We start from the raw sequence: 18,521 nt of genomic DNA on the forward strand, positions 1-18,521 counted from the left end.
AACAGTGCGAGGGACTGACGGGACGCCAAGAGCCATAAAAAGCCCAAAGCGTCCCGTTTTCTATTTAACTCGCCGTCAGTCATCGGTGAGCAGGCGGCGCAGCCGGCGCGTGCCCATCCGCACCGCCCCGGCCTGGCTGCGCACGAAGGCCATGCCGAGGGCCAGCTTGCCCTCACGGTGCGCTCGGAGCGTCCCGTTTAGGTATTGTAGCTTACATGCCTGCCGCTGGCGCTTGCCGCTCGAAGTCTTCGGGATGGTGGAGGGGGCCACCATCACCACCTCGTCCACGGGCAGCCCGGTGCCCTCGACCACGGCCTCGCTGACGCGCTGGGCGATGAGCTGACGGGCCGCCTCGTCCTCCTCCTTGGTCTCGGCCACCACGATGACCCGGTCGGTGGCCGCCTGCTCGTCGAAGACCCCGAAAGCCACGACCGCGCCGCGCCGCACGCCGACCACGTCCTCGGCACACTGCTCGAGGTCCTCGGCGTGGTAGTTCTTGCCGCGCACGATGATGAGGTCCTTGGCGCGGCCGCACAGGTAGAGCTCGCCGCCCGTGACGAAGCCGAGGTCGCCGGTCCAGAGCCAGCCCTGTCGCAAGCAGTCTTCGGTGGCGCCCGGGTTCATGAAGTAGCCGTTCATGACCGAGTCCCCCGTGACGATGACGTGTCCGACGATGTCCTCGCCCACCTCGCTGTTCTGGTCGCTGACCACGCGCACGCTGTGCCCCGGGATGGCGCGCCCCACGCAGGTCAGCGTGGTCCCGCTGGGCGCGTTGGCCGCCACCTGCACGGCGAGGCCGTCCGCCAGCTTGGCGCGGTCCACGGTCATGTACCGCACAGGCGTCCCGAGGTCCGGGAAGCTCACGGCCAGCGACGACTCGGCCAGTCCGTAGACCGGGAACATGGCCGTGGGCCGGAACCCGTAGGGGGCGTAGGTGTCCTGGAACTCGCGCACTACGCCCTCGGTGACCGGCTCGGCCCCGTTGAGCGCCACGCGCCAGCGGGACAGATCGAGCCCCGCGCGGTCGGCCTCCTTCACGCGCTTCACGGCCAGCGCGTAGCCGAAGTTGGGCGCCGGCGAGATGGTGCCGCCGTAGTCCGACATGGCGCGCAGCCAGCGCCGCGGCTTGGTCAAGAACGCGCTGGGCGACAGCAGCACCAGCGGCAGGCGCCAGTAGACGGCCGAGAGGAACGTCCCGATGAGCCCCATGTCGTGATAGAGCGGGCACCACCCGACCAGCACGTCGTTGTGGTCGATGTGCAGCGCCTGCCCCATGCCGTGGATGTTGGTGATGAGGTTGCGGTGGCTGAGCAGCACCCCCTTGGGGTTGCCCGTGGAGCCGGACGTGTACTGGATGAACGCGGGTTCGTCGCGTCGCGTGGCGTGCAGCTCGGGCAGGCGGCCACCGCGCAGGTCCTGCACGTTCACCACGCGCTCGAGGCTCTTGGCGGTGTGCGCGATCTCGCTGATGAGCGGGCCGACCGTGCCCCACGTCACGCACAGGCGCGAGCCCGAGTGCTGGGCAATGTGCGCCAGGCGCTTGAGCCCCGTCTCGATGCGGAAGCCGCTGGGCGGGTACGCCGGCACGGGAATGGCGCCCACCATCTGGCACGCGAAGAAGACGGCCAGGAAGTCCATGCAGGTGGGCAGCACGATCAGGATGCGGTCGCCACGCCCCGTCCCCAGCTCGCGCAGGCCGTTGGCGATGCTGCGCGCGTCTTCGTAGAGCTCGCGGTAGGTCATGACCTCGGGCGCGTCGCGCTCACGCTCCGGCAGCACGGTCACGCCGAAGTCACCCTCGAGCTTGGCCGCCGCCACGAGCGCGTGCACCAGCGTGGGGTGCAGGCGCTTGCTGAGCACGTCCTGGCGGTCGAGCGCGCCGGCCTTCCACGCCGACGTACGGAAGTCGGGGGCCCAGAACTCGCTCGAGTAGTTGAGCGGAAGGGAGCCGCTCACCGTCGGGTCGAAGTGGTCGACGCTGTCACGGCTCATCACGTCGTTGGCGGACGTCTGCACCGCGCTCTTGGCGGGCGGCAGCTCCGAGTCTCGGCGTTGGTCGTGGCTCATGACGCGGGGCGGCTCTCGGGGACAGAGGATTGAAGGTCGGGCGGGAGGACCGTGGCGCTGATCGCGTTCAGCTTGCCACCCTCACGATTGAAGTGCTCGGCGCTCACGACGTGGATCTCCACGCGCGGCAAGAGCTCGGTCACGGCGCTGCCTTGGTCACGGGTGAGCTCGGCCACCGCTCGGCTCGCGGCCTCGCGCAACGCCGCCTCGCCGCCCTCGCGCGACACCACCAGCGTGAGCTCGAGCCGGCCCACCTCGGCGTAGCGCACGCGGAAGCCCAACACGTCGGGCAGGCCCACCAGCGACTCCTTCAGCATGCGCGCGTTGAGCGGCACCCAAGCTCCGGTGTGCTGGTGCTGCGCCCACACGAACGCGGGCTCGCGGCCCGCCACGCGGATGCGGCGCGTGCGCCAGGCGCAGCCGATGTCCCCCAAGAGCTGGATGCGGTCGGTCATGGCGTAGCGCACCACCGGCGTCACGCGGTTCCACATGCCGGTGCAGTAGACCTCGTGCGCGAACTCCCCCTCTTCTAGCGGGCGCCCACCCTCGCCGTACAGCTCGAGGTGTACGATGTCCTCGAGCACGTGCAGCTCGCCACACTCCCCGCAAGCGGTGGCGATGGCCTTGGTCTCGGTGGCGCCGTAGGTGTTGATCACCACGCTGCGGGGCCAGGCCTTACGGAAGAGGTCCAGCAGCTCGGCGTGCAGCGTCTCGCCGCCCACGTAGACGGCCACGGGGTCGATGGCCAGGCGCCCCTCGAGCTGCGCGCGCGCCAGCCACTCGATGCGCGACGGAAGCCCGAACATGAACTCGGGCTGCTGCCAGCCGGCACCCGCCAGGATGGACTCGAGGCTCTCCTCGTGAGACAGCACGCGCACGTGCAGCAGCAGGCGCGCCCAGAGAGGCTGCGAGTGCGAGGTGGTGCCGCGGTACACCGAGCGGTTGCCGCGGTGCACGAAGACCAGGATGGACGGCCGGAAGAAGCGCGTGACGCGCTCCAGCAGCCCGGGCGCTCGCGGCGGGACGGGTGCACTGCCAGGCGCACCGTGGGCCACGGGAGCCCCGCGCAGCACACGCCGGAAGAAGCGGTACCAGGGCCGCATGAGCGGGAGCAGCACCGGCCACATGCGCGCCGTGACGAGCACGCGCACCAGCGCGCGGTAGAGCAGCAGCGACATCACCTGCTTGATGGTGTCCACGCGGTCCACGATGTAGACCAGCGTCCCGGACGTGCCGCTGGTCTTCAGCACCTGGTGAGCGCCGCGCGCGGTCTCGAGCACGCCCAGGCCGTCGGTGTGCTCCCCATCGAAGCCCTGCACGCGCGCGAGCGTGATCTCCGGGTCGGTGACCACGCGCTCGAAGTCGCGCACCAGCGTGTCCTTGGTGAGCGGCGGCAGCGCGGCGAAGCCCTCGAAGAAGCGCGCGTCGTCCAGCTCGCTCAGCAGCGGCTCGATCTGGCTGCGCAGGTCGCCGTAGTGGCGGCTCTCGGCCACGCAGTGCGCGAGGAAGGGCTGCAGGCGCTCGCGCACCAAGGTCCTTCGCGCGGGGGCCTCGAGGCGGTCGAAGCTGCGGGCGTCGAAGAGGCGGCCCACGCTCAGCCCTCCCCTGCCGTTTTGGACAGCCGCCCCACGCCCGGCAGGAAGCGCCCCACCCGCGCGGCGAAGGCCCGGTACGCGGCGCCGTGCAGCCGGATCAGGTGGGCCTCCTCGAGCCGCGCCTGGATGCTCACGAACATGGTCCCGCTGAAGATCAGGCCCGCCGACCAGGGGCTCGGCGCCAGCAGGAAGACGCCCCACAGCAGGATCAGCGTGCCCAGGTAGATGGGGTTGCGCACCACCCCGAACAGCCCGCTGGTGACGAGCTGCGTGTGCCCCTCGTCGATGCACATGCGCCAGCTGCGCCCCATCTGCGCCTGCGCCGTGACGATGAGCGCGATGGCGAAGAGCAAGAGCCCGAGACCGAGCGGGCCCAGCCACGCGGGCACTCCCGCGAACACGTCCATGCGCTCGGCGCCGAAGGCCGCGAAGGCCAGCGCATAGGCGCCCACGAAGTTGCTCTGCGTGGTCATGGCCACACCCACCGCCTTGCCCACCGGGTCGCGCACGTCGGCGATGACGAAGCCGGTGCCCTGACCATGCCGCAGGCGGTGGCGGATCATGGGCAGGATCAGCCCGGCGAGCGCGAAGCCCATGACCCCAGCGGGCAGCGCCACGCGGCAAAACAGCTCGTTCATGACTCGGACTCCGGCGAGGCGCTCGCGAGGCGGTCGGCGAGGGCGAAGATCTGCTCGGGCACGGCGCGCGAGCTGTAGAGATGCACCACCTTGCCCTGCCCGAAGGTGAGGTGCTCGAGCACGTAGCGCTCGATGGTGCCGCGCGGCATCACGCGCAACACCGGCGGCCGCATGATGGCGTCTCCGCGGCGGCTGGTCTGGTACATCTTGTTCCCGGCGGCCAAGCGGGCGTCCACCTTGGCCACGAAGCGCTGCGCGTCGAAGCCGGCCGGCGCAGGGGTACCGAGCTCGATGGCGTATTCGTGCGTGAGCAGTTGCTGTGTGGAGGGCGCCGTGGGGCACACCAGGAATTGGTGGATGACCAAGCCTTCGTCCGCGGCGCACCCCATGAGGGCCGCGCGCACGTCGGTCAGCGCGAGACGCTCCACGCCGATGTTGATCTCCTCGCGGTCACGGCCGGCGAAGCGAATCACGTACGGGTCGCGCGAGAGCACCTCCACACGGTCGCCCAGCTTGTAGGCGAAGATGCCGCCGGGCCCGGTGACCACGATGTCGTAGAGGCCGCCCACCTCGAGGTCGGACACCCCGACGCGCACTCCCGCCGGCCCGCCCACGGGCTCGAACTCGTGGTAGCCGGTGAGCAGGTCCAGCAGCAGCCCGGGCTCGCCGACGCGGTGCTGGTAGGCCACGGGCGCCTCGGTGGACGAGTACACCTCGAAGAAGGCCACGCCCTCCCCCAGCAGCTCGCGCAGCCGCGCCTCCCACATGGTGAGCGTGGAGCCGCTGTAGGCGTAGACGCGCAGGTTGGGCCACACGTCCTTGGCGCAACGCACTTCGCGCCCGCGCGCACGCGCCGTGCTGAGCAGCTGCTCCAGCAGGGGCACCACCGAGTTGGGCACGCCGGTGAGCACCCGGATGTCGAGGTCGATGGCCTCGTCCACCATCGCGCGGATCTTGTCGCCCCAGGCCGGGATCTCGAGCACGGCGCGCGTGGGCCGCACCAGCTGCCGCGCGAAGCGGGGCGCCTTCAGCGTGGCGAGGCCGCTGCCGTAGCCGATGGTGATGCCGCTGGGCGTGACCTCGCGGATGGGCGGCCCGCTGGTGACCAGGATGTTCTTGGCCAGCAGCGTCGCGTCGTTCAGCGCGTGGAAGGCGTGAAAGAAGGCGTGGTTGGTGAACAACCGAAAGTTGGCGAACTGCTCGTCCGGAAATGGGATGAACTTGTCCACGCCACTGGTGCCGGAGCTGAGGCCCATGAACTCGAGGCGCTTCGGGTGCACCATCCCCGGGCGGTTGTGCTCCTTCGCAGCGTTCCATCGCGGGACGTAGTCAGCCGGCAGCTGCGTGCGCACCACCCTCCGAAACGACGCCACGTCGTGCACGCTCGAGAGCCCCAGCTCGCGGCCCAAGTCCGTGTCGCGGTAGCGGGCCACGATGCGCGCGAGCAGCTTGGCCTGTTGTTGCTCGGCGTTCGCGTGCGCGCGCTGCTGGGTGCGCTCGAGGTGCTGGGCCACCTGGCGGATGACGAAGGGCGGCGGCCTCATACCCGCTTCTCCCGCTCACTGGCCAGCCCGACACGCACCGCGGGTGAGCCCTCCCAGCGCTCTCCGGCGGGGATGTCGCACGTGACCACGGACCGCCGAGCGATGACGGCGCCCGCGCCGATGCGGACGTTGCTCTTCACGAACACCTCGGCGCCCAGCACCGCGCCGGGCTCCATCGACACGCCCATGGAGAGCGTGCAGCGATAACCCACCACCGCCCCGTCGCCCACGCTGACGCCCGGCCCGATGGACGTGTGCGCGCCAATGAGCACCCGCTCGCCGATGTCCACCGCAGCCTGATGATGCGTCTTGCCGTCCACGTTCACGTGGCACGAGAGCGAGGCGCCGATGCCCACGACGCTGCCCTTGCCGACGCGGATGAGCTCCACCTGGCGCAGCACCACGCCCGTGCCCAGCACCACCGACGGGTGCAGCTTCATGCCCATGCCGCGGTAGTAGAGGAAGCGCAGCCAGAACAGGAAGTGCACTTGATCATGAAACGGAGACGCGATGAAGATGCCTTGGAAGACCGAGTTGAGGCCCCACGCCAGGAAGCCGCGCGTGGCCCCCACCTGGCTGCTCCCCACCTGCAAGCGCGGCTGCACCAGGTTCTTGAGCAGCACCAAGGACACCACGAACGTGTGCAGGAACGTGACGTAGCCCAAAACGAGAGCGAGGGCCGTCTGCCACACCGCCGCGCCGTCGAGCGCCTGCGCCACGTAGAGCCCGCTAGCCGTGCTCGCCCCGTAGACCAGGACGAAGAACAGCCAGTAGAGCCCATCGAAGAGCGTTGGAAGCAGCAAACCCACGAGACTCCTGGACGAGGACCGCTCCCATGTAGGTGCGTTCCTTCTAGCTGACCACCCCGCCCGAGCAGCGGGCGATGCCATCTACGATGCCCAGCATACTGCGCAGCTCACGGCCCGCGTCCATCAACGCGAAGCGAGAGCTGCCCGTGTGGCCGTACATCCCCGTGAGGTGCAGCCGACTGTCGCCGCCCGCCGCCGAGAGGGCCGTGTGCAGCGCGTGCGCTTCGCCGATGGGCACCACGTCGTCGTCACGCCCGTGTACCACCACGCTTCGGCCCTGATAGCGCGCGATGGACTCGCGCGGATCCATGCAGTCGAACATGTCACCGGATGCCGCGAGCGCGCGCAGGCCGATGACACCCGTGGGGTCGTCCGCGCCCGTGGCGCGCCGAAAGATGGCACGCGCGGGCCCGCTGAGCTCCGTCTCCACGCGGTCCGAGACCGTGCGCCAGTGACCGTCCACCTTCATCTCGGCGCGGCCCCAGGTCTGCTCCACGTAGCGCCGCAGCGCGCGCTCGAGCGGCGCGGTGTCGGCGGGCGTGTCGGGCATGAAGGGCAGCAGGTTCAAGTACACCACCGGGCGGTTGAGTGGGTCGGCAGGCACCACGCCCCCGCCGCTGGTCAGCGAGAAGCGCACGCATTCGGCGAAGTCGTGGTAGCCGCCGAAGACCACCCAGCCGCCTACATCGCGCGCCGCGCACACACGTGCTGCGGGCAGCGAACCGGTGGAGATGCTGAACACACCGGGGCGCAGGCCGCGCGCCGCCGGCAGCTCGGTGAGGGTGTCGTAGGCCGCGATGGCGTCCGGGCCGAGCGCGGCGTTCACGTGCAGCCGCGCGAAGCTCGGCAGGAACGGGGAGAGCACCAGCACGCCGGACCTGGCCAGCACACGGTTGAAGCGGTCGAGGCGCGGATCGGCAGGGCCCAGGTAGTGCAGCCCGGGCAGCAACAGCAGCGCGCCGCGCACGCGCCCGGCGCTCGGCTGGTAGACCCACGCGTCGAACACCTCACGCTTGCCCTGCACGCGCACGCGGCTGCGGCGCACACCCGCGGGCACCTCGGTGGCCGGCGTCAGCGGCCCGAGCCAACGAGCCAGCGACGCCATGATGCCTGCACGCCCCAGCACGCGCCCCTCAGCTCGCGAACACCGGCGGCCGGCGTTGTGCCCACGGGCGCGCCTGCTCGAGCTGCCGCGCCAGCTGAAAGAGCGTCAGCTCGTCGCCGAAACGCCCCGTGAACATGGTGCCGATGGGCAGCTCCGCGGCGTTCCAGTGCAGCGGCACGTTCATGGCGGGCTGCCCCGTGAAGTTCTGCACGGGGCAGAACGGCGAGAACGCGAAGATGTCCTTGGCGGCCTTCTCGATGACGCCCGGAAGACGCAGCGCGCTCTTGATGCCGCGCGTGGCGATGAAGCGCTCGAGGGTGGCCTCGAAGCCCTTCTTGAACATGGAGCCCACGGCGACGGGGGGCTGCGCCAGCGTGGGCGAGAGCACCACGTCGTAGTCCGCGTACAGCTCCTGCAGGCGCCGGCTCTCGGTGTGGAGGTCCGAGAGCGCGAGCGAGAAGTCCCCCGCGGTGAAGATGCGCCCCAGCAGCGCGGCCAGCTGCGTGCCCACCTCGAAGTCCTTGCTGCCGGGCTTGCGACCGCGCTTGCGTTCGGCCTGCACCAGGTCCGCGGCGGTGTTGCCGCCGATGACGGTGAAGAACGCCATGGAGATGCGCTCCACGTCGTGACCGGGCCGCACCTCGCTCACCTCGTGGCCCAGCGACTCCAGCAGCTTGGCCACGTCGCGCACGGCGGCGTCGCAGTCCGCGTGCACCTGTGCGTGGAACGCGGGTTCCACGTGGAACGCGATGCGCAGCGGCCGCCCACCCTTGGGTGCGCGCTCGAGCTCCTCCAGCCAGGAGCCATCGAAGTGCGGCGCGTGATAGGGCGCGAACGGCTCGGGCCCGTGCGTGGCGTCCAGCATGGCTGCGCTGTCGCGCACCGTGCGGCTGATGACGTGCTCGATGGCGAAGCCGTTCCAGTGCTCACTGGCGTCGGGGCCTGCGGGGGTGCGGCCGCGGGTGGGCTTGAGCCCAAAGAGACCGCAGCACGCCGCGGGGATGCGGATGGACCCACCGCCATCGCCGCCGCTCGCCATGGGCACGATGCCCGCCGCCACCGCCGAGGCCGAGCCGCCGCTGCTGCCGCCCGCGGTGCGATCGAGGTCCCACGGGTTGCGCGTGGGCCCGAACAGCTCGGGCTCGCTGATGGGCATGAGGCCGAGCTCGGGCGTGTTGGTCTTCGCCACGGTGACGAGGCCCGCCTCCTGGAAGCGCCGGAAGAGCGTGCCCTCGTGGTCCACCGTGTGCCCCTGCCAGAAGCGCGAGCCCGAGTTGGTGGGCACTCCCGGGATCGTCTGCAGCAGGTCCTTCAGCAGGAACGGCACGCCCGCGAAGGGTGCCCCCGGGTCGTCATCGGCCACCGTCTGTGCGCGGGTGCGGGCCATGTCGTACATGGTGTAGACCACGGCGTTGATGCGCGGGTTGAGCTGCTCGATGCGCGCGATGCACGTCTCGACGAGCTCGAGGGAGCTGACTTCGCGCTTGCGGACGAGCTCCGCGAGCCCCAGCGCGTCGTAGTCGGAGTAGGAATCGAAGCCGGACATGGCGGCGAGCTTACCCAAAGACGCTGGCGCTGCGTGGACTCAATCGCGCACGCGAGCTGACAAGCTGTCTGCGCAGCGCGAAGACTTTCTCGCGCACGGCCTGAAACGATCTCCGTCCTGCGGCATCCAACAACGAGTATACGGAAATAGTGGCATCACCGGTCTTGCGGTGACCCACACGAGCCATATGTTCGACATGCTGTGCGCTGCGGCTTTCTGACCAACCTCGGAATAGCCGCCCACTAAGCGCGTTTCTCCTTATATAGACTGCGAATCACAAGGGGTGCCCATGACGGAACTCAGCCAGGACCGCCCTCGAAGCCACCTAGACACCCTGCTCGGCGTCGGTCTCGAGAAGGGCTTTGTAACCTACGCCGACGTAAGTGACGCGCTAGCGCACATGGGCCCCACCGACCGAACGATCGGGTGGCTGTTGAAGAAGCTCGACGCACTGCGCATCGAGCTGCTGGAAGACGACCGGGACCCACGGGGAAGCCTCGCCAAGAGCCGCAGCAAGCGCGAGCGCGGCGAGGCCCGCGACGCCAAGAAGCTGTCTTCGGGCGAGGCGATTCAGACCTACCTCGACTGGATGGGGTCGGTGAGCCTGCTCACCCGCGAGGGCGAGGTGGAGCTGGCCCGGCAGATCGAGAACGGCCGCGGCCGCATGTACAGCGCCATCACCGGGGCCAAAGTCGCCGGGCTGGGGCTGGACGCCGTGCACGAGCGGGTGGCCCTCGGTGAGCTGCGCCCGCACCAAGCGGTGCTCACGCCGGAGTTCGAGGTCGCCATGACCACCATCGACGACTACTGCCGCGCCGCAGAGCGCTCGGACGTGGAACGCCGCCGCGTTGAGAAGGACGTGGGCGCCACGTTCGCCAAGCTGGTGGCCCTGCGCGAGGAGCTTGCCGCGCGTGACCTCGAGGTGGAGCGCGCCAAGGCCGAGATGGTGGAGGCCAACCTGCGCCTCGTGGTGGCCATCGCCAAGAAGTACATCAAGCGCGGCCTGCCGTTCCTGGACCTCATCCAGGAGGGCAACATGGGGCTCATGCGCGCCATCGATAAATTCGACTACCGACGCGGGTACAAGCTCTCCACGTATGCCTCGTGGTGGATTCGCCAGAGCATGGCGCGCGCGGCCACCGACCAGGCCCGCACCATCCGCATCCCGGTGCACGCCACTGAGCTGTTGAGCAAGCTCATGACCGCCACGCGCCGGTTGGTGCCCAAGCTGGGCCGCGAGCCCACACCGGCGGAGATCGCCGAGGTGATGGCGCTGCCGGTAGACCAGGTGCGCAACCTGCTCACCATCTCGCGCGACACCGTGTCGCTCGAGACGCCGGTGGGCACCGACGGAAGCAGCGAGCTGCGCGACCTGATCGCGGACGAGACCATCGACACGCCCATGGACAGCATGGTGCGGGCGGACCTCACGGACTCCATCATGAAGGCGCTCAGCACGCTGAACGAGCGCGAGCAGCGCATCCTCTGCATGCGCTTCGGCATCGGCGACAAGGAGACCTACACGCTGGCCGAGATCGGACGCGAGTTCGGACTCAGCCGCGAACGCATCCGGCAGCTGCAGGCGCTGGCGCTGCGCAAGCTGAGGAACGCGCAGGGCGACACGTCGCTCAAGGCGTTCGTGAACTAGAGCGTTGGCAACGTTCGCCCCCTCCCACGTAGTCGTTGACCTTGACGGCGACGGCGACGAGAAACACCTCCGGGCGACTTCAGCCCGGGGTGGCCCGTGGCTCTTGGGTGAAGGGGGTTCCGTCGCCGTCGCCGTCAACGACCAGGTCAACGTGGACATGAACGCTCACGAAGACGTTCGTTCGCGCCCCCGACGCAGCGTCCCCGCCGCCACCAACGTCCCGCAGCCGCCGTTGGCCTCGATACGCGCCTGGCTCGACATGCGCACCACCAGCCCGGTGGCGCGCAGCTGCTCGTACGCGCGCTCATAGGCTTCGCGCGTGGCCCCATGCAGGCTGGAGCTCGCCACCGCGTTGTGCTGGTAGAGATGCACGGCCACGCCGAGCGGACGCGCGAGCGCAGCGAACGCGGCGAGCTCATCGGCCGAGTCGTTCTCGCCCGCAAGCAAGAGGTACGCGAGCGCCACCTTCTTCCGGCGCTTGCGCGACAGCTTCGGTAGCTCTTCCCCGAGCGTCCCGAAGAGCGCCTCGAGGCTGGGCCCCTTGGGCACCAAGCGCGCGCGCGTCCCCGGCAACCCCGCGTGCACCGACACGGTGGCCCCGTTGTGCGGCGCGCTCAGGAACTGCACCAAGCGTGGCAAGGGTCCGCCCGACGTGGTGAAACTGGCGGGCGTTCCGCGCTCCCTGCACCACCCCAAGAAGGCCAGCACCGCGTCCGGCGCATGCAGCGGCTCGCCCACTCCCGACGCGGTCACACGTGCGAGCGGCAGACCCAGCGCCTCCACGGCGAGCACCTGCGCACACAGCTCGGGGAGCGTGAGCGCACGCGACAGCCCCTCGGCGCCGGACGCACAGAACGGGCAGGCCACCGCGCAGCCCACCTGCGTGGAGACGCACAGCGTGTCGCCGCGATAGAGCACCGCCTCCACGCGGCTCTGGTCGGCCAACGTCACCACGAAGCGCCGGTTGAAGTCCGAGCGCGCCACCTCCTCGAGCGTGAGAACGCCCTCGGCGATCACGCCGCGTGCTCCGAAGCCTGCCCTCGCTCGGCGCGGCCGCTCTGCTCGAGTCCCAGATGGCCATCCGCGCGCAGGTCCAGCTGCTCACTCGACAGCTCGCCGAGATGCCGGCGCGCCACCTCCAGCAACGCCGCCACGTCTTGTGCGCGCAACGCCTCGCGCTGGAACGCGAAGTCGTCCGGCACGGCGCGCCCGATGTAGCGCGCGATCTCCTTCAGCCTCCCGATGGGCCGCCCGTCGAACGCTGCGCCAATGCGGAGGGCGGCCTCTTCGAGGTACGCCACCACGTCATGACCGCTGGGCGCGAAGGGCTCTTGTCCCGCTTCGAGCGCCGCCGCCTGCGCGAAGATCCACGGGTTGCGCAGCGCGGGCCGGCCCACCATCACGCCGTCGCAGCCCGTCTCGCGACGCATGCGCGCGAAGTCGCTGGCGTACCAGATGTCGCCGTTGCCGATGACCGGGATGGAGAGCGCGTCGCGCAGCTCGGCCACGATGCGCCAGTCGGCCACCCCGGTGTAGAAGTCCGCGCGCCGCCGCGGGTGCACGGAGATGAAGTCGACGCCCGAGTCTTCCACCACGCGCGCGATGGTGACCGCGTGCTGCGAGGCGTCGCAGCCCGGGTCGAAGCCCGCGCGGATCTTGGCGGACAGCACCCCCGGCACCGCTGCGCGCATGGCCCGCAGCACGCGCCCCAGCAGCACGGGGTCCTTGAGCATGGCGGCGCCCACACCCTTGCGCACCACGCGCGGCATGGGGCAGCCCAGGTTGATGTCCACCACGTCGGCGCCCGCGCGTGCGGTGATGCCCGCGGCCTCGGCCATGAGGTCCGCGTCGTTGCCCATGACCTGCACCGACAGCGGGATGCCCGGCACCTTCACGATGGCGCGCTGCAGCAGCACCGGGTGCACGGCCCCGCCGTGGATGCGCACGAACTCCGTGCAGAGCATGCCCACGCCGCCGCGCTCCGCCACCATGGCGCGGAACGGTGGGTGCCCGGCGCCTTCCATGGGAGCCAGCATGGTGGGGTGGGCCCAGCCGAAGCGCGCGAGCCGTCCGGCGCTCATGGCTCGCGCTCCAGGTACCCCATGTACATGCGGTGCAGCTCGTCCACCAGCTCGGGCGGGTCGCGCCAGACGCTGTCGTCGAGCGCCAGGCGGATGGCATAGGTGTCCATCACGGCGAACGCGGCGTGCGTGGCGAAGCGGATGGCCCGCTCGGGGTCCGGGTGACGAATGGCCTCGCGATGCTGCGGCACGATCAGGCGTAGCACGACCTCGATCATGGCGTCGCGCCGCTGCACCGTGTCGGCCCACTCGCGCGGGTTCTGGGCCGCCGCCGACACGAAGGCCGCGATGAGCCGGCGCCGCTCCGTGTAGTGGCGCACCAGCTCTTGCAGCAGGCCGCGCACCATCAGGCTCAGGGGCACGTCGCGCCAGCGCTCGGGGTCGGCGATGGTCTCGAGCATCTGCTGCACCACCACCAGGCGGCGCTCTTGCAGCGCGCGCAGCAGCGCGTCCTTGTCCGGGAAGCGCGAGTAGAAGCCGCCGATGGACGACCCCGCGCGCCGCACGATGTCGGCGATGGACACGTCCTGCGGGGGGTTCTGCAGGAACAGCTCTTCCGCCGCGTCCAGCAGGCGCGTCAGCGTGGCCTGGCTGCGCGCCTGTTTGGGGGTGGTGACGGATTTGAGGTTGCGTTCCATGGCGGCAGTGACTAGAAAAGAAAATCCGAATCTCATTCTCTTTAGCACAGCCCGACCTGGTCGCCATGCGAGAGAGCCCGAGCCTACACGGAGAACGCCCATGATGAGAGTGCTCGACCTGCTGGCCCCCTCCCCGATCTTCACGGGTCGCCCCATCGCGCCCCCCGCGGCACGGCTGGCCCCCAGCCCACCGGCAGACCCCATCATCGGCCACCAGCGTCTGGCGCGAGACCCGCTCGCGTCGTTCCTGCAAATCCGCGAGAGCCACGGTGACGTGGTGCGGCTGCAGTTCGGCACACTCACCGCCCACTTGGTCTCGGACCCGGCGCTGGTGCAGGCGGTGCTCCAAGACCGCGCGCGCATCTACGGCAAGCAGACGCGCGGCATGCGCCAGCTGCGCCTGTTCCTGGGGGACGGGCTGCTCACCAGCGAGGGCGACTTCTGGCTGCGTCAGCGGCGCATCGCGCAGCCTGCGTTCCACAAGAAGCGCATCGACGCGCTGACCCCCGCCATGACCGTGGCCGCCGAGCACGCGCGCGACGCCTTCGTGCCGGGGCGCGTGTTCGACATGCACGACGCCATGATGCGCCTGACGCTCGAGGTGGTGGCCACCACGCTGCTGGGCAGCGGAATCGTGGACCGCGAGGCCGAGATCGTGGGCGCCGCGGTGGACTTCATCACGGCCGAGACCAACCGCCGGCTGCGCAACCCCTTCCAGCTGCCGCTGTCGGTGCCCACGCGCCACAACCGCGCGTTCCTGCGGCACCGGGGCAACCTCGACGCCATCGTGTTCCGCATCATCGAGGAGCGCCGGCGCAGCGGCGAGGTGGGCGACGACCTGCTCAGCCTGCTGCTGCACGCGACCGACCCGGAGACGGGCGAGCGCATGAGCGATACGCAGCTGCGCGACGAGGTCATGACGATCTTCCTGGCCGGCCACGAGACCACCGCCAACGCGCTCAGCTGGGCGTGGGTGCAGCTCTCACGACATCCCGAGGTGGCGCAGCGGCTCACGGCAGAGCTCGAGACCGTGCTGGCGGGGCGCACGCCCACGCTCGAGGACATCCCTGCGTTGGTCTACACGCGCCAAGTGCTGGACGAGGTCATGCGGCTCTACCCGCCGGCCTGGACCATCGCGCGCTCGCCCACCGAAGACGACACGCTAGGCGGCTACTTCATCCCGCGCGGCAGCCTGGTGTTCGTGAGCCCGTGGGTGGTGCAGCGGCATCCCGGCCTGTTCCCGAACCCGGAGGGCTTCGACCCGGACCGCTTCGCCCCCGGCACCAAGCTGCCGCATCGCTTCGCGTACTTCCCCTTCGGCGGCGGGCCGCGCCTGTGCATCGGGCGCACCTTCGCGCTGGTGGAGGCCACCCTGCTGCTGGCCACCCTGGCCCAGCGCCACCGCTTCGATCTGGTGCCCGGCCACACGGTGCTGCCCGAGTCCGCCGTCACGCTGCGGCCCGGCGGCGGCGTGCAGATGGTGGCCGTGCCGCAGTAGCTCACGTCGCGCGTGCGTCCCCGAACACGGGCATGGATTTTCCAGTAGGGATGTGCGAGCTTGCGCTCCAACTGGGTGGGGGCACCCAGAGGAGGAATCGGTACATGTCTCGCTATTTCCGCGTCTTCAGCTTCATGGGTCAGGTTCTGGGGATGGTTAAGCAGAACACTACCCTGCTGTCGCCGCTCCTGCTGAACCTGGTGCTGGCCATCCCGGCCATGATCGTCTTCACGATCCTCTATCACTTCACGCAGGACTCCGCGCTCGGGTACGTCGTGGCGGCGGTCGGTCTCACCGGCCTCTACTTCATCGACTACTTCTGCAACGGCCTCACGGTCTCGCTCATCTACGACCAGGTCACCACCGGCAAGGCCGAGTTCAAGCCGGCGCTCTCCCGCACGTTCGCGGCGTCGCCCGGCATCCTCATCTTCGCGGCCATCTCGGCCGCCTTCGAGCTCATGGCCACCTACGCCCGTGAGCGCGACGACATCCTCGGCAGCATCCTGGCGGGCATCGTGCGCGCCGTCTGGACCGCCGCCACCTACGTGGTCATGCCGGCCATGGTCATCGAGAACACCGGCTTCTTCAACGCGTTCAAGCGGAGCAAGGAGCTCGCCGAGAACGACCCCACGCAGGTGGGCTCGGGCATCATCGGCATGGGGCTCGCCACCTATCTGCTGGGCCTCGTCTGCTGGGGCCTCGGCGTGGGCTCGTTCAACGTCCTCGGCAACGTCAGCCCCGTGCTGGGCATCTTCGCGTTCATGTTCTTCGTGAACCTGTACTGGGCCGTGGGCGGTTACCTGAAGATCACGTACTTCACCTGCTTCTACATGTGGGCACGCGAGTGCGAGCGTCAGGGCTCGTCCGACCCGCGGCTGGCGCCGGCGCCGCTGCAGGCCGCCATGGCCAGCTGAGCCCCTCCACGCACCGACACCTGCGGGGCCTCCGAGGCCTCTTCGCTTTCCGTCATGGCACCCAGTGCACCCTAAAAGGTTGCGCTGAGGGGAGTTCATCCCCACTCTGTCGGGCCATGAAGCATGCGATCCCCCACGATCTCACCATCGAACGCGCGCGCCTCGTCACCGACAAGGCCTGGGAGGCGTACTCGCTGCGCTTCGCGGAGTACTCGCCCAAGGCCACGTGGACCACGCCCACCGAGGCCGACGTTCAGTTCACCGTGAAGGGCATCACGCTGCGGGGCTCGCTGGGGCTCACGCCCAAGGCCATCGAGATGGACCTCGACGTGCCCTTCCTCTTCCGGCCGTTCCGCAGCAAGGCGCTCAGCCTGGTGGAGCGCGAGGTCAACGTCTGGCTCGCCAAGGGCAAGGCCGGCGAGTTCTGAGCTGCCCAGCGGCCGCAGGGCCTCCGGGCAGCAACCCTAGCGGTTGCGCTCGTACAGCAGGCGCAGGCCTTCGAGCGTGAGGTACTCGTCCACCTCGTCGATGGTCTCGCTCTCGGGCTCGATCAGCCGGGCCAGGCCGCCGGTGCCGATGACCGTGCAGGGGCTGCCCATCTCGCCCCACAGGCGGTTCACCAGGCCGTCCACCAGCGCCACGTAGCCGAACACGATGCCGGACTGCATGGAGTGGATGGTGTTGCGGCCCACCGCCTTCGGCGGGCGCACGATCTCGGCACGCGGCAGCTTGGCCGCACGGTCGAACAGCGCGTGGGCGCTGATCTGCATGCCCGGCGCGATGGCCCCGCCCAGGTACTCGCCCTTGGCGCTGACGCAGTCGAAGGTGGTGGCGGTGCCGAAGTCCACCACGATGACCTGCCCGTTCACCCGCTCGAACGCGGCCACGGCGTTGACGATGCGGTCGGCGCCCACCTCGCGCGGGTTCTCGTAGAGGATGGGCATGCCGGTCTTGATGCCGGGGCCCACCACCAGGATCTCGTGGTCGAAGGCGCGGTCCACGGCCTCGATGAGCGTGTCGTTCAGGTTGGGGACGACCGACGCGAGGATGCTGGCGCGCACGCTGGCGCGGGGCACCTCGGCCACCTGCAAGAGGTTGAGCAGGAGGACGTGGTACTCGTCCATCGTGCGCCCCTTGGCCGTCTCGATGCGAAAGTCGTGAACGAGCGTCGTGTCTTCATAGAGACCCAACACCGTGTGCGTGTTCCCCACGTCGACGGCCAGCAGCATGGAGGAGCCTTAGCGCGTGGTCAGAGACATGGCCAGCCCCACGAGCTCGCCGAAGGAGAGCGCATGGCGCTGCGGGGTGCCGACGAAGCTGGCGATGGGGCCAGAGGCCACGGGCAGCGGCGCCTGCATGATGACGGGGCCGGTGGCTTGCGCCACCACAGGCGGAGCGGCAACGGGCTCGGGGACGACCGGCGCCACGGCCACCGGCGCCACGGGCTCGTCCAGCTGCATGATGGGGGCCGGACGGGCGACGGCGGTGATGAGCGCGTCTTCCGAGGGCTCGATGGGCTCGAGCTTGGCGGGCAGCGGAGCGGCCACGGCGGCAGCCTGAGGCACGTCCACTTCGATGAGGTCGTCCAGCTCGGGGTCCACGTCCAGCGTGGTGCGTGTTCCGACCGCCGGGGCCGCGCTCTCCACCGGAGCGGGAGCGGCGGCCGTGAGAATGGGCTCGTCCAGGGTGAGCAGAGACGACGTGGAGGCAGGTGGCGGGATGGTGGCGGGCTCGTCCAAGCCAACGTCTGCGTCACTGGAGACGACGTGCGCGGAAGCGGGGGCGTCCACCAAGCGCAGGCCGGGCTCGAGCCGGCGGCTGTGCACGCGCGCCAAGAGGGCCTCGAGCTTTGCGACCTGCGCGGAGCTCATGACGCCTCGGCGAGGATCAGCTGATCCACGATGGTGCCCAGCTCCACGCCGTCATTGGCCCAGAGCCAGACGGACTCGGCGATGGCGGGGTTGCACACCAGGAACTTGCCGCCCACCGGCACGCACGCGACCTCCAGCTTGGAGAGCGACGAGATGACGCCCCCCAAGAGGGCCGCGATGCCGAGGCTGTCTTCGTCGAGCGCGGGCACGCCCTCCATGACGGCCACCAGGGCTTGACCCCAGCGCTCGAAGCCGAGGCGACCCCAGCCGAGCACGCCCAGCCAGCCGGACGTGTGGGCCAGCACCTGCTCGGGAGAGTCGTCGAAGACCGCGCCGCCGAGGGAGGCGACCACCTGGGCGCCGATCTGCTTGCCGAGCTCGCGGAGCACGGTGAGGTCGCCGGTCTCGACCGCGGCCGAGACCAAGCTGGCCACCACGGTGTCGGACAGGACGATGACGCGTGCGCCTCCGCGGGTGCTGACGGCACCGCGCGCGAGGTCGAACTCGTAGAAACCTTTGGGATCGAAGCCAATGTTGGACACAGAATCCTCCGAGCACGATGTAGAA

The 18,521-nt window shown here is 69.8% G+C and carries 17 protein-coding genes; 4 read left to right on the plus strand and 13 right to left on the minus strand.

Annotated elements, in window-relative coordinates; translation table 11 throughout:
* Positions 1-75: 75 nt before the first annotated feature.
* Genes IPI43_33130 through IPI43_33160 form a run of 7 tightly spaced genes read right to left on the minus strand, consistent with a single transcriptional unit; the run spans position 76 to position 9,304 of the window.
* Entirely contained in the window at positions 76-2,067 is a 1,992-nt protein-coding gene (locus IPI43_33130; GenBank protein MBK7778904.1) for a fatty acyl-AMP ligase, read from the minus strand.
* On the minus strand, positions 2,064-3,659 hold the full coding sequence (locus tag IPI43_33135; protein ID MBK7778905.1) for a hypothetical protein: 1,596 nt from the start codon (positions 3,657-3,659) through the stop codon (positions 2,064-2,066). The genes IPI43_33130 and IPI43_33135 overlap by 4 nt, the downstream gene beginning before the upstream one ends.
* 2 nt (positions 3,660-3,661) lie before the next feature.
* Positions 3,662-4,300, minus strand: coding sequence for an isoprenylcysteine carboxylmethyltransferase family protein (locus tag IPI43_33140; GenBank protein ID MBK7778906.1), 639 nt, complete (start codon positions 4,298-4,300; stop codon positions 3,662-3,664).
* Positions 4,297-5,844, minus strand: a complete 1,548-nt coding sequence (locus IPI43_33145; protein ID MBK7778907.1) for a GH3 auxin-responsive promoter family protein — start codon at positions 5,842-5,844, stop codon at positions 4,297-4,299. Before IPI43_33145 ends, IPI43_33140 begins: the two co-directional genes overlap by 4 nt.
* Positions 5,841-6,647 (minus strand): hypothetical protein, encoded by an 807-nt coding sequence (locus IPI43_33150; GenBank protein ID MBK7778908.1) that lies wholly within the window; start codon positions 6,645-6,647, stop codon positions 5,841-5,843. Before IPI43_33150 ends, IPI43_33145 begins: the two co-directional genes overlap by 4 nt.
* 49 nt (positions 6,648-6,696) lie before the next feature.
* Positions 6,697-7,779: a hypothetical protein gene (locus IPI43_33155; GenBank protein MBK7778909.1), complete on the minus strand. Its 1,083-nt coding sequence runs from the start codon at positions 7,777-7,779 to the stop codon at positions 6,697-6,699.
* Positions 7,780-7,786: 7 nt separating this feature from the next.
* On the minus strand, positions 7,787-9,304 hold the full coding sequence (locus IPI43_33160; GenBank protein ID MBK7778910.1) for an amidase: 1,518 nt from the start codon (positions 9,302-9,304) through the stop codon (positions 7,787-7,789).
* A 289-nt stretch (positions 9,305-9,593) separates the two neighbouring features.
* On the opposite strand from IPI43_33160, the gene IPI43_33165 reads away from it, so the two are divergent.
* Positions 9,594-10,952, plus strand: coding sequence for a sigma-70 family RNA polymerase sigma factor (locus tag IPI43_33165; protein MBK7778911.1), 1,359 nt, complete (start codon positions 9,594-9,596; stop codon positions 10,950-10,952).
* A 165-nt stretch (positions 10,953-11,117) separates the two neighbouring features.
* Here the strand turns inward: IPI43_33165 and IPI43_33170 are convergent, their stop codons facing one another.
* The 3 genes from IPI43_33170 to IPI43_33180 are packed head-to-tail and all read right to left on the minus strand — an operon-like array spanning position 11,118 to position 13,671.
* Positions 11,118-11,969 (minus strand): radical SAM protein, encoded by an 852-nt coding sequence (locus IPI43_33170; protein MBK7778912.1) that lies wholly within the window; start codon positions 11,967-11,969, stop codon positions 11,118-11,120.
* Positions 11,966-13,033, minus strand: coding sequence for a tRNA-dihydrouridine synthase family protein (locus IPI43_33175; GenBank protein MBK7778913.1), 1,068 nt, complete (start codon positions 13,031-13,033; stop codon positions 11,966-11,968). The genes IPI43_33170 and IPI43_33175 overlap by 4 nt, the downstream gene beginning before the upstream one ends.
* Positions 13,030-13,671 carry a TetR/AcrR family transcriptional regulator gene (locus IPI43_33180; GenBank protein ID MBK7778914.1) on the minus strand — a complete coding sequence of 214 codons (642 nt, stop codon included), beginning with the start codon at positions 13,669-13,671 and terminating at the stop codon, positions 13,030-13,032. The genes IPI43_33175 and IPI43_33180 overlap by 4 nt, the downstream gene beginning before the upstream one ends.
* Positions 13,672-13,774: 103 nt before the next feature.
* Here IPI43_33180 and IPI43_33185 point away from each other — a divergent pair, with 103 nt between their 5' ends.
* From IPI43_33185 to IPI43_33195, 3 genes are all read left to right on the plus strand, one after another.
* Complete coding sequence (locus IPI43_33185; GenBank protein MBK7778915.1) at positions 13,775-15,169, plus strand: cytochrome P450; 1,395 nt, start codon at positions 13,775-13,777, stop codon at positions 15,167-15,169.
* 152 nt (positions 15,170-15,321) lie between these two features.
* Positions 15,322-16,083: a hypothetical protein gene (locus IPI43_33190; GenBank protein MBK7778916.1), complete on the plus strand. Its 762-nt coding sequence runs from the start codon at positions 15,322-15,324 to the stop codon at positions 16,081-16,083.
* A gap of 116 nt (positions 16,084-16,199) precedes the next feature.
* Complete coding sequence (locus IPI43_33195) at positions 16,200-16,511, plus strand: polyhydroxyalkanoic acid system family protein (GenBank protein ID MBK7778917.1); 312 nt, start codon at positions 16,200-16,202, stop codon at positions 16,509-16,511.
* A gap of 36 nt (positions 16,512-16,547) precedes the next feature.
* On the opposite strand, the gene IPI43_33200 is transcribed toward IPI43_33195, so the two are convergent.
* Genes IPI43_33200 through IPI43_33210 form a run of 3 tightly spaced genes read right to left on the minus strand, consistent with a single transcriptional unit; the run spans position 16,548 to position 18,496 of the window.
* Positions 16,548-17,312, minus strand: coding sequence for a type III pantothenate kinase (locus IPI43_33200; protein ID MBK7778918.1), 765 nt, complete (start codon positions 17,310-17,312; stop codon positions 16,548-16,550).
* Positions 17,313-17,321: 9 nt separating this feature from the next.
* Positions 17,322-17,954, minus strand: coding sequence for a hypothetical protein (locus tag IPI43_33205; protein ID MBK7778919.1), 633 nt, complete (start codon positions 17,952-17,954; stop codon positions 17,322-17,324).
* A complete protein-coding gene (locus IPI43_33210) occupies positions 17,951-18,496 on the minus strand; it encodes a hypothetical protein (GenBank protein ID MBK7778920.1) in 546 nt (181 codons plus the stop codon). The genes IPI43_33205 and IPI43_33210 overlap by 4 nt, the downstream gene beginning before the upstream one ends.
* Between the last annotated feature and the right edge of the window lie 25 nt (positions 18,497-18,521).

Source organism: Sandaracinaceae bacterium, assembly GCA_016706685.1.
Lineage (GTDB): Bacteria > Myxococcota_A > Polyangia > Polyangiales > Houyiibacteriaceae > JADJJE01.

Excerpts from the sequence above, each read along its gene's own strand:
- IPI43_33130 (MBK7778904.1), bottom strand. The coding sequence starts at position 2,067 with ATGAGCCACGACCAACGCCGAGACTCGGAGCTGCCGCCCGCCAAGAGC.
- IPI43_33140 (MBK7778906.1), bottom strand. The coding sequence starts at position 4,300 with ATGAACGAGCTGTTTTGCCGCGTGGCGCTGCCCGCTGGGGTCATGGGC.
- IPI43_33145 (MBK7778907.1), bottom strand. The coding sequence starts at position 5,844 with ATGAGGCCGCCGCCCTTCGTCATCCGCCAGGTGGCCCAGCACCTCGAG.
- IPI43_33160 (MBK7778910.1), bottom strand. The coding sequence starts at position 9,304 with ATGTCCGGCTTCGATTCCTACTCCGACTACGACGCGCTGGGGCTCGCG.
- IPI43_33165 (MBK7778911.1), top strand. The coding sequence starts at position 9,594 with ATGACGGAACTCAGCCAGGACCGCCCTCGAAGCCACCTAGACACCCTG.
- IPI43_33175 (MBK7778913.1), bottom strand. The coding sequence starts at position 13,033 with ATGAGCGCCGGACGGCTCGCGCGCTTCGGCTGGGCCCACCCCACCATG.
- IPI43_33180 (MBK7778914.1), bottom strand. The coding sequence starts at position 13,671 with ATGGAACGCAACCTCAAATCCGTCACCACCCCCAAACAGGCGCGCAGC.
- IPI43_33185 (MBK7778915.1), top strand. The coding sequence starts at position 13,775 with ATGAGAGTGCTCGACCTGCTGGCCCCCTCCCCGATCTTCACGGGTCGC.
- IPI43_33190 (MBK7778916.1), top strand. The coding sequence starts at position 15,322 with ATGGTTAAGCAGAACACTACCCTGCTGTCGCCGCTCCTGCTGAACCTG.
- IPI43_33195 (MBK7778917.1), top strand. The coding sequence starts at position 16,200 with ATGAAGCATGCGATCCCCCACGATCTCACCATCGAACGCGCGCGCCTC.
- IPI43_33200 (MBK7778918.1), bottom strand. The coding sequence starts at position 17,312 with ATGCTGCTGGCCGTCGACGTGGGGAACACGCACACGGTGTTGGGTCTC.
- IPI43_33205 (MBK7778919.1), bottom strand. The coding sequence starts at position 17,954 with ATGAGCTCCGCGCAGGTCGCAAAGCTCGAGGCCCTCTTGGCGCGCGTG.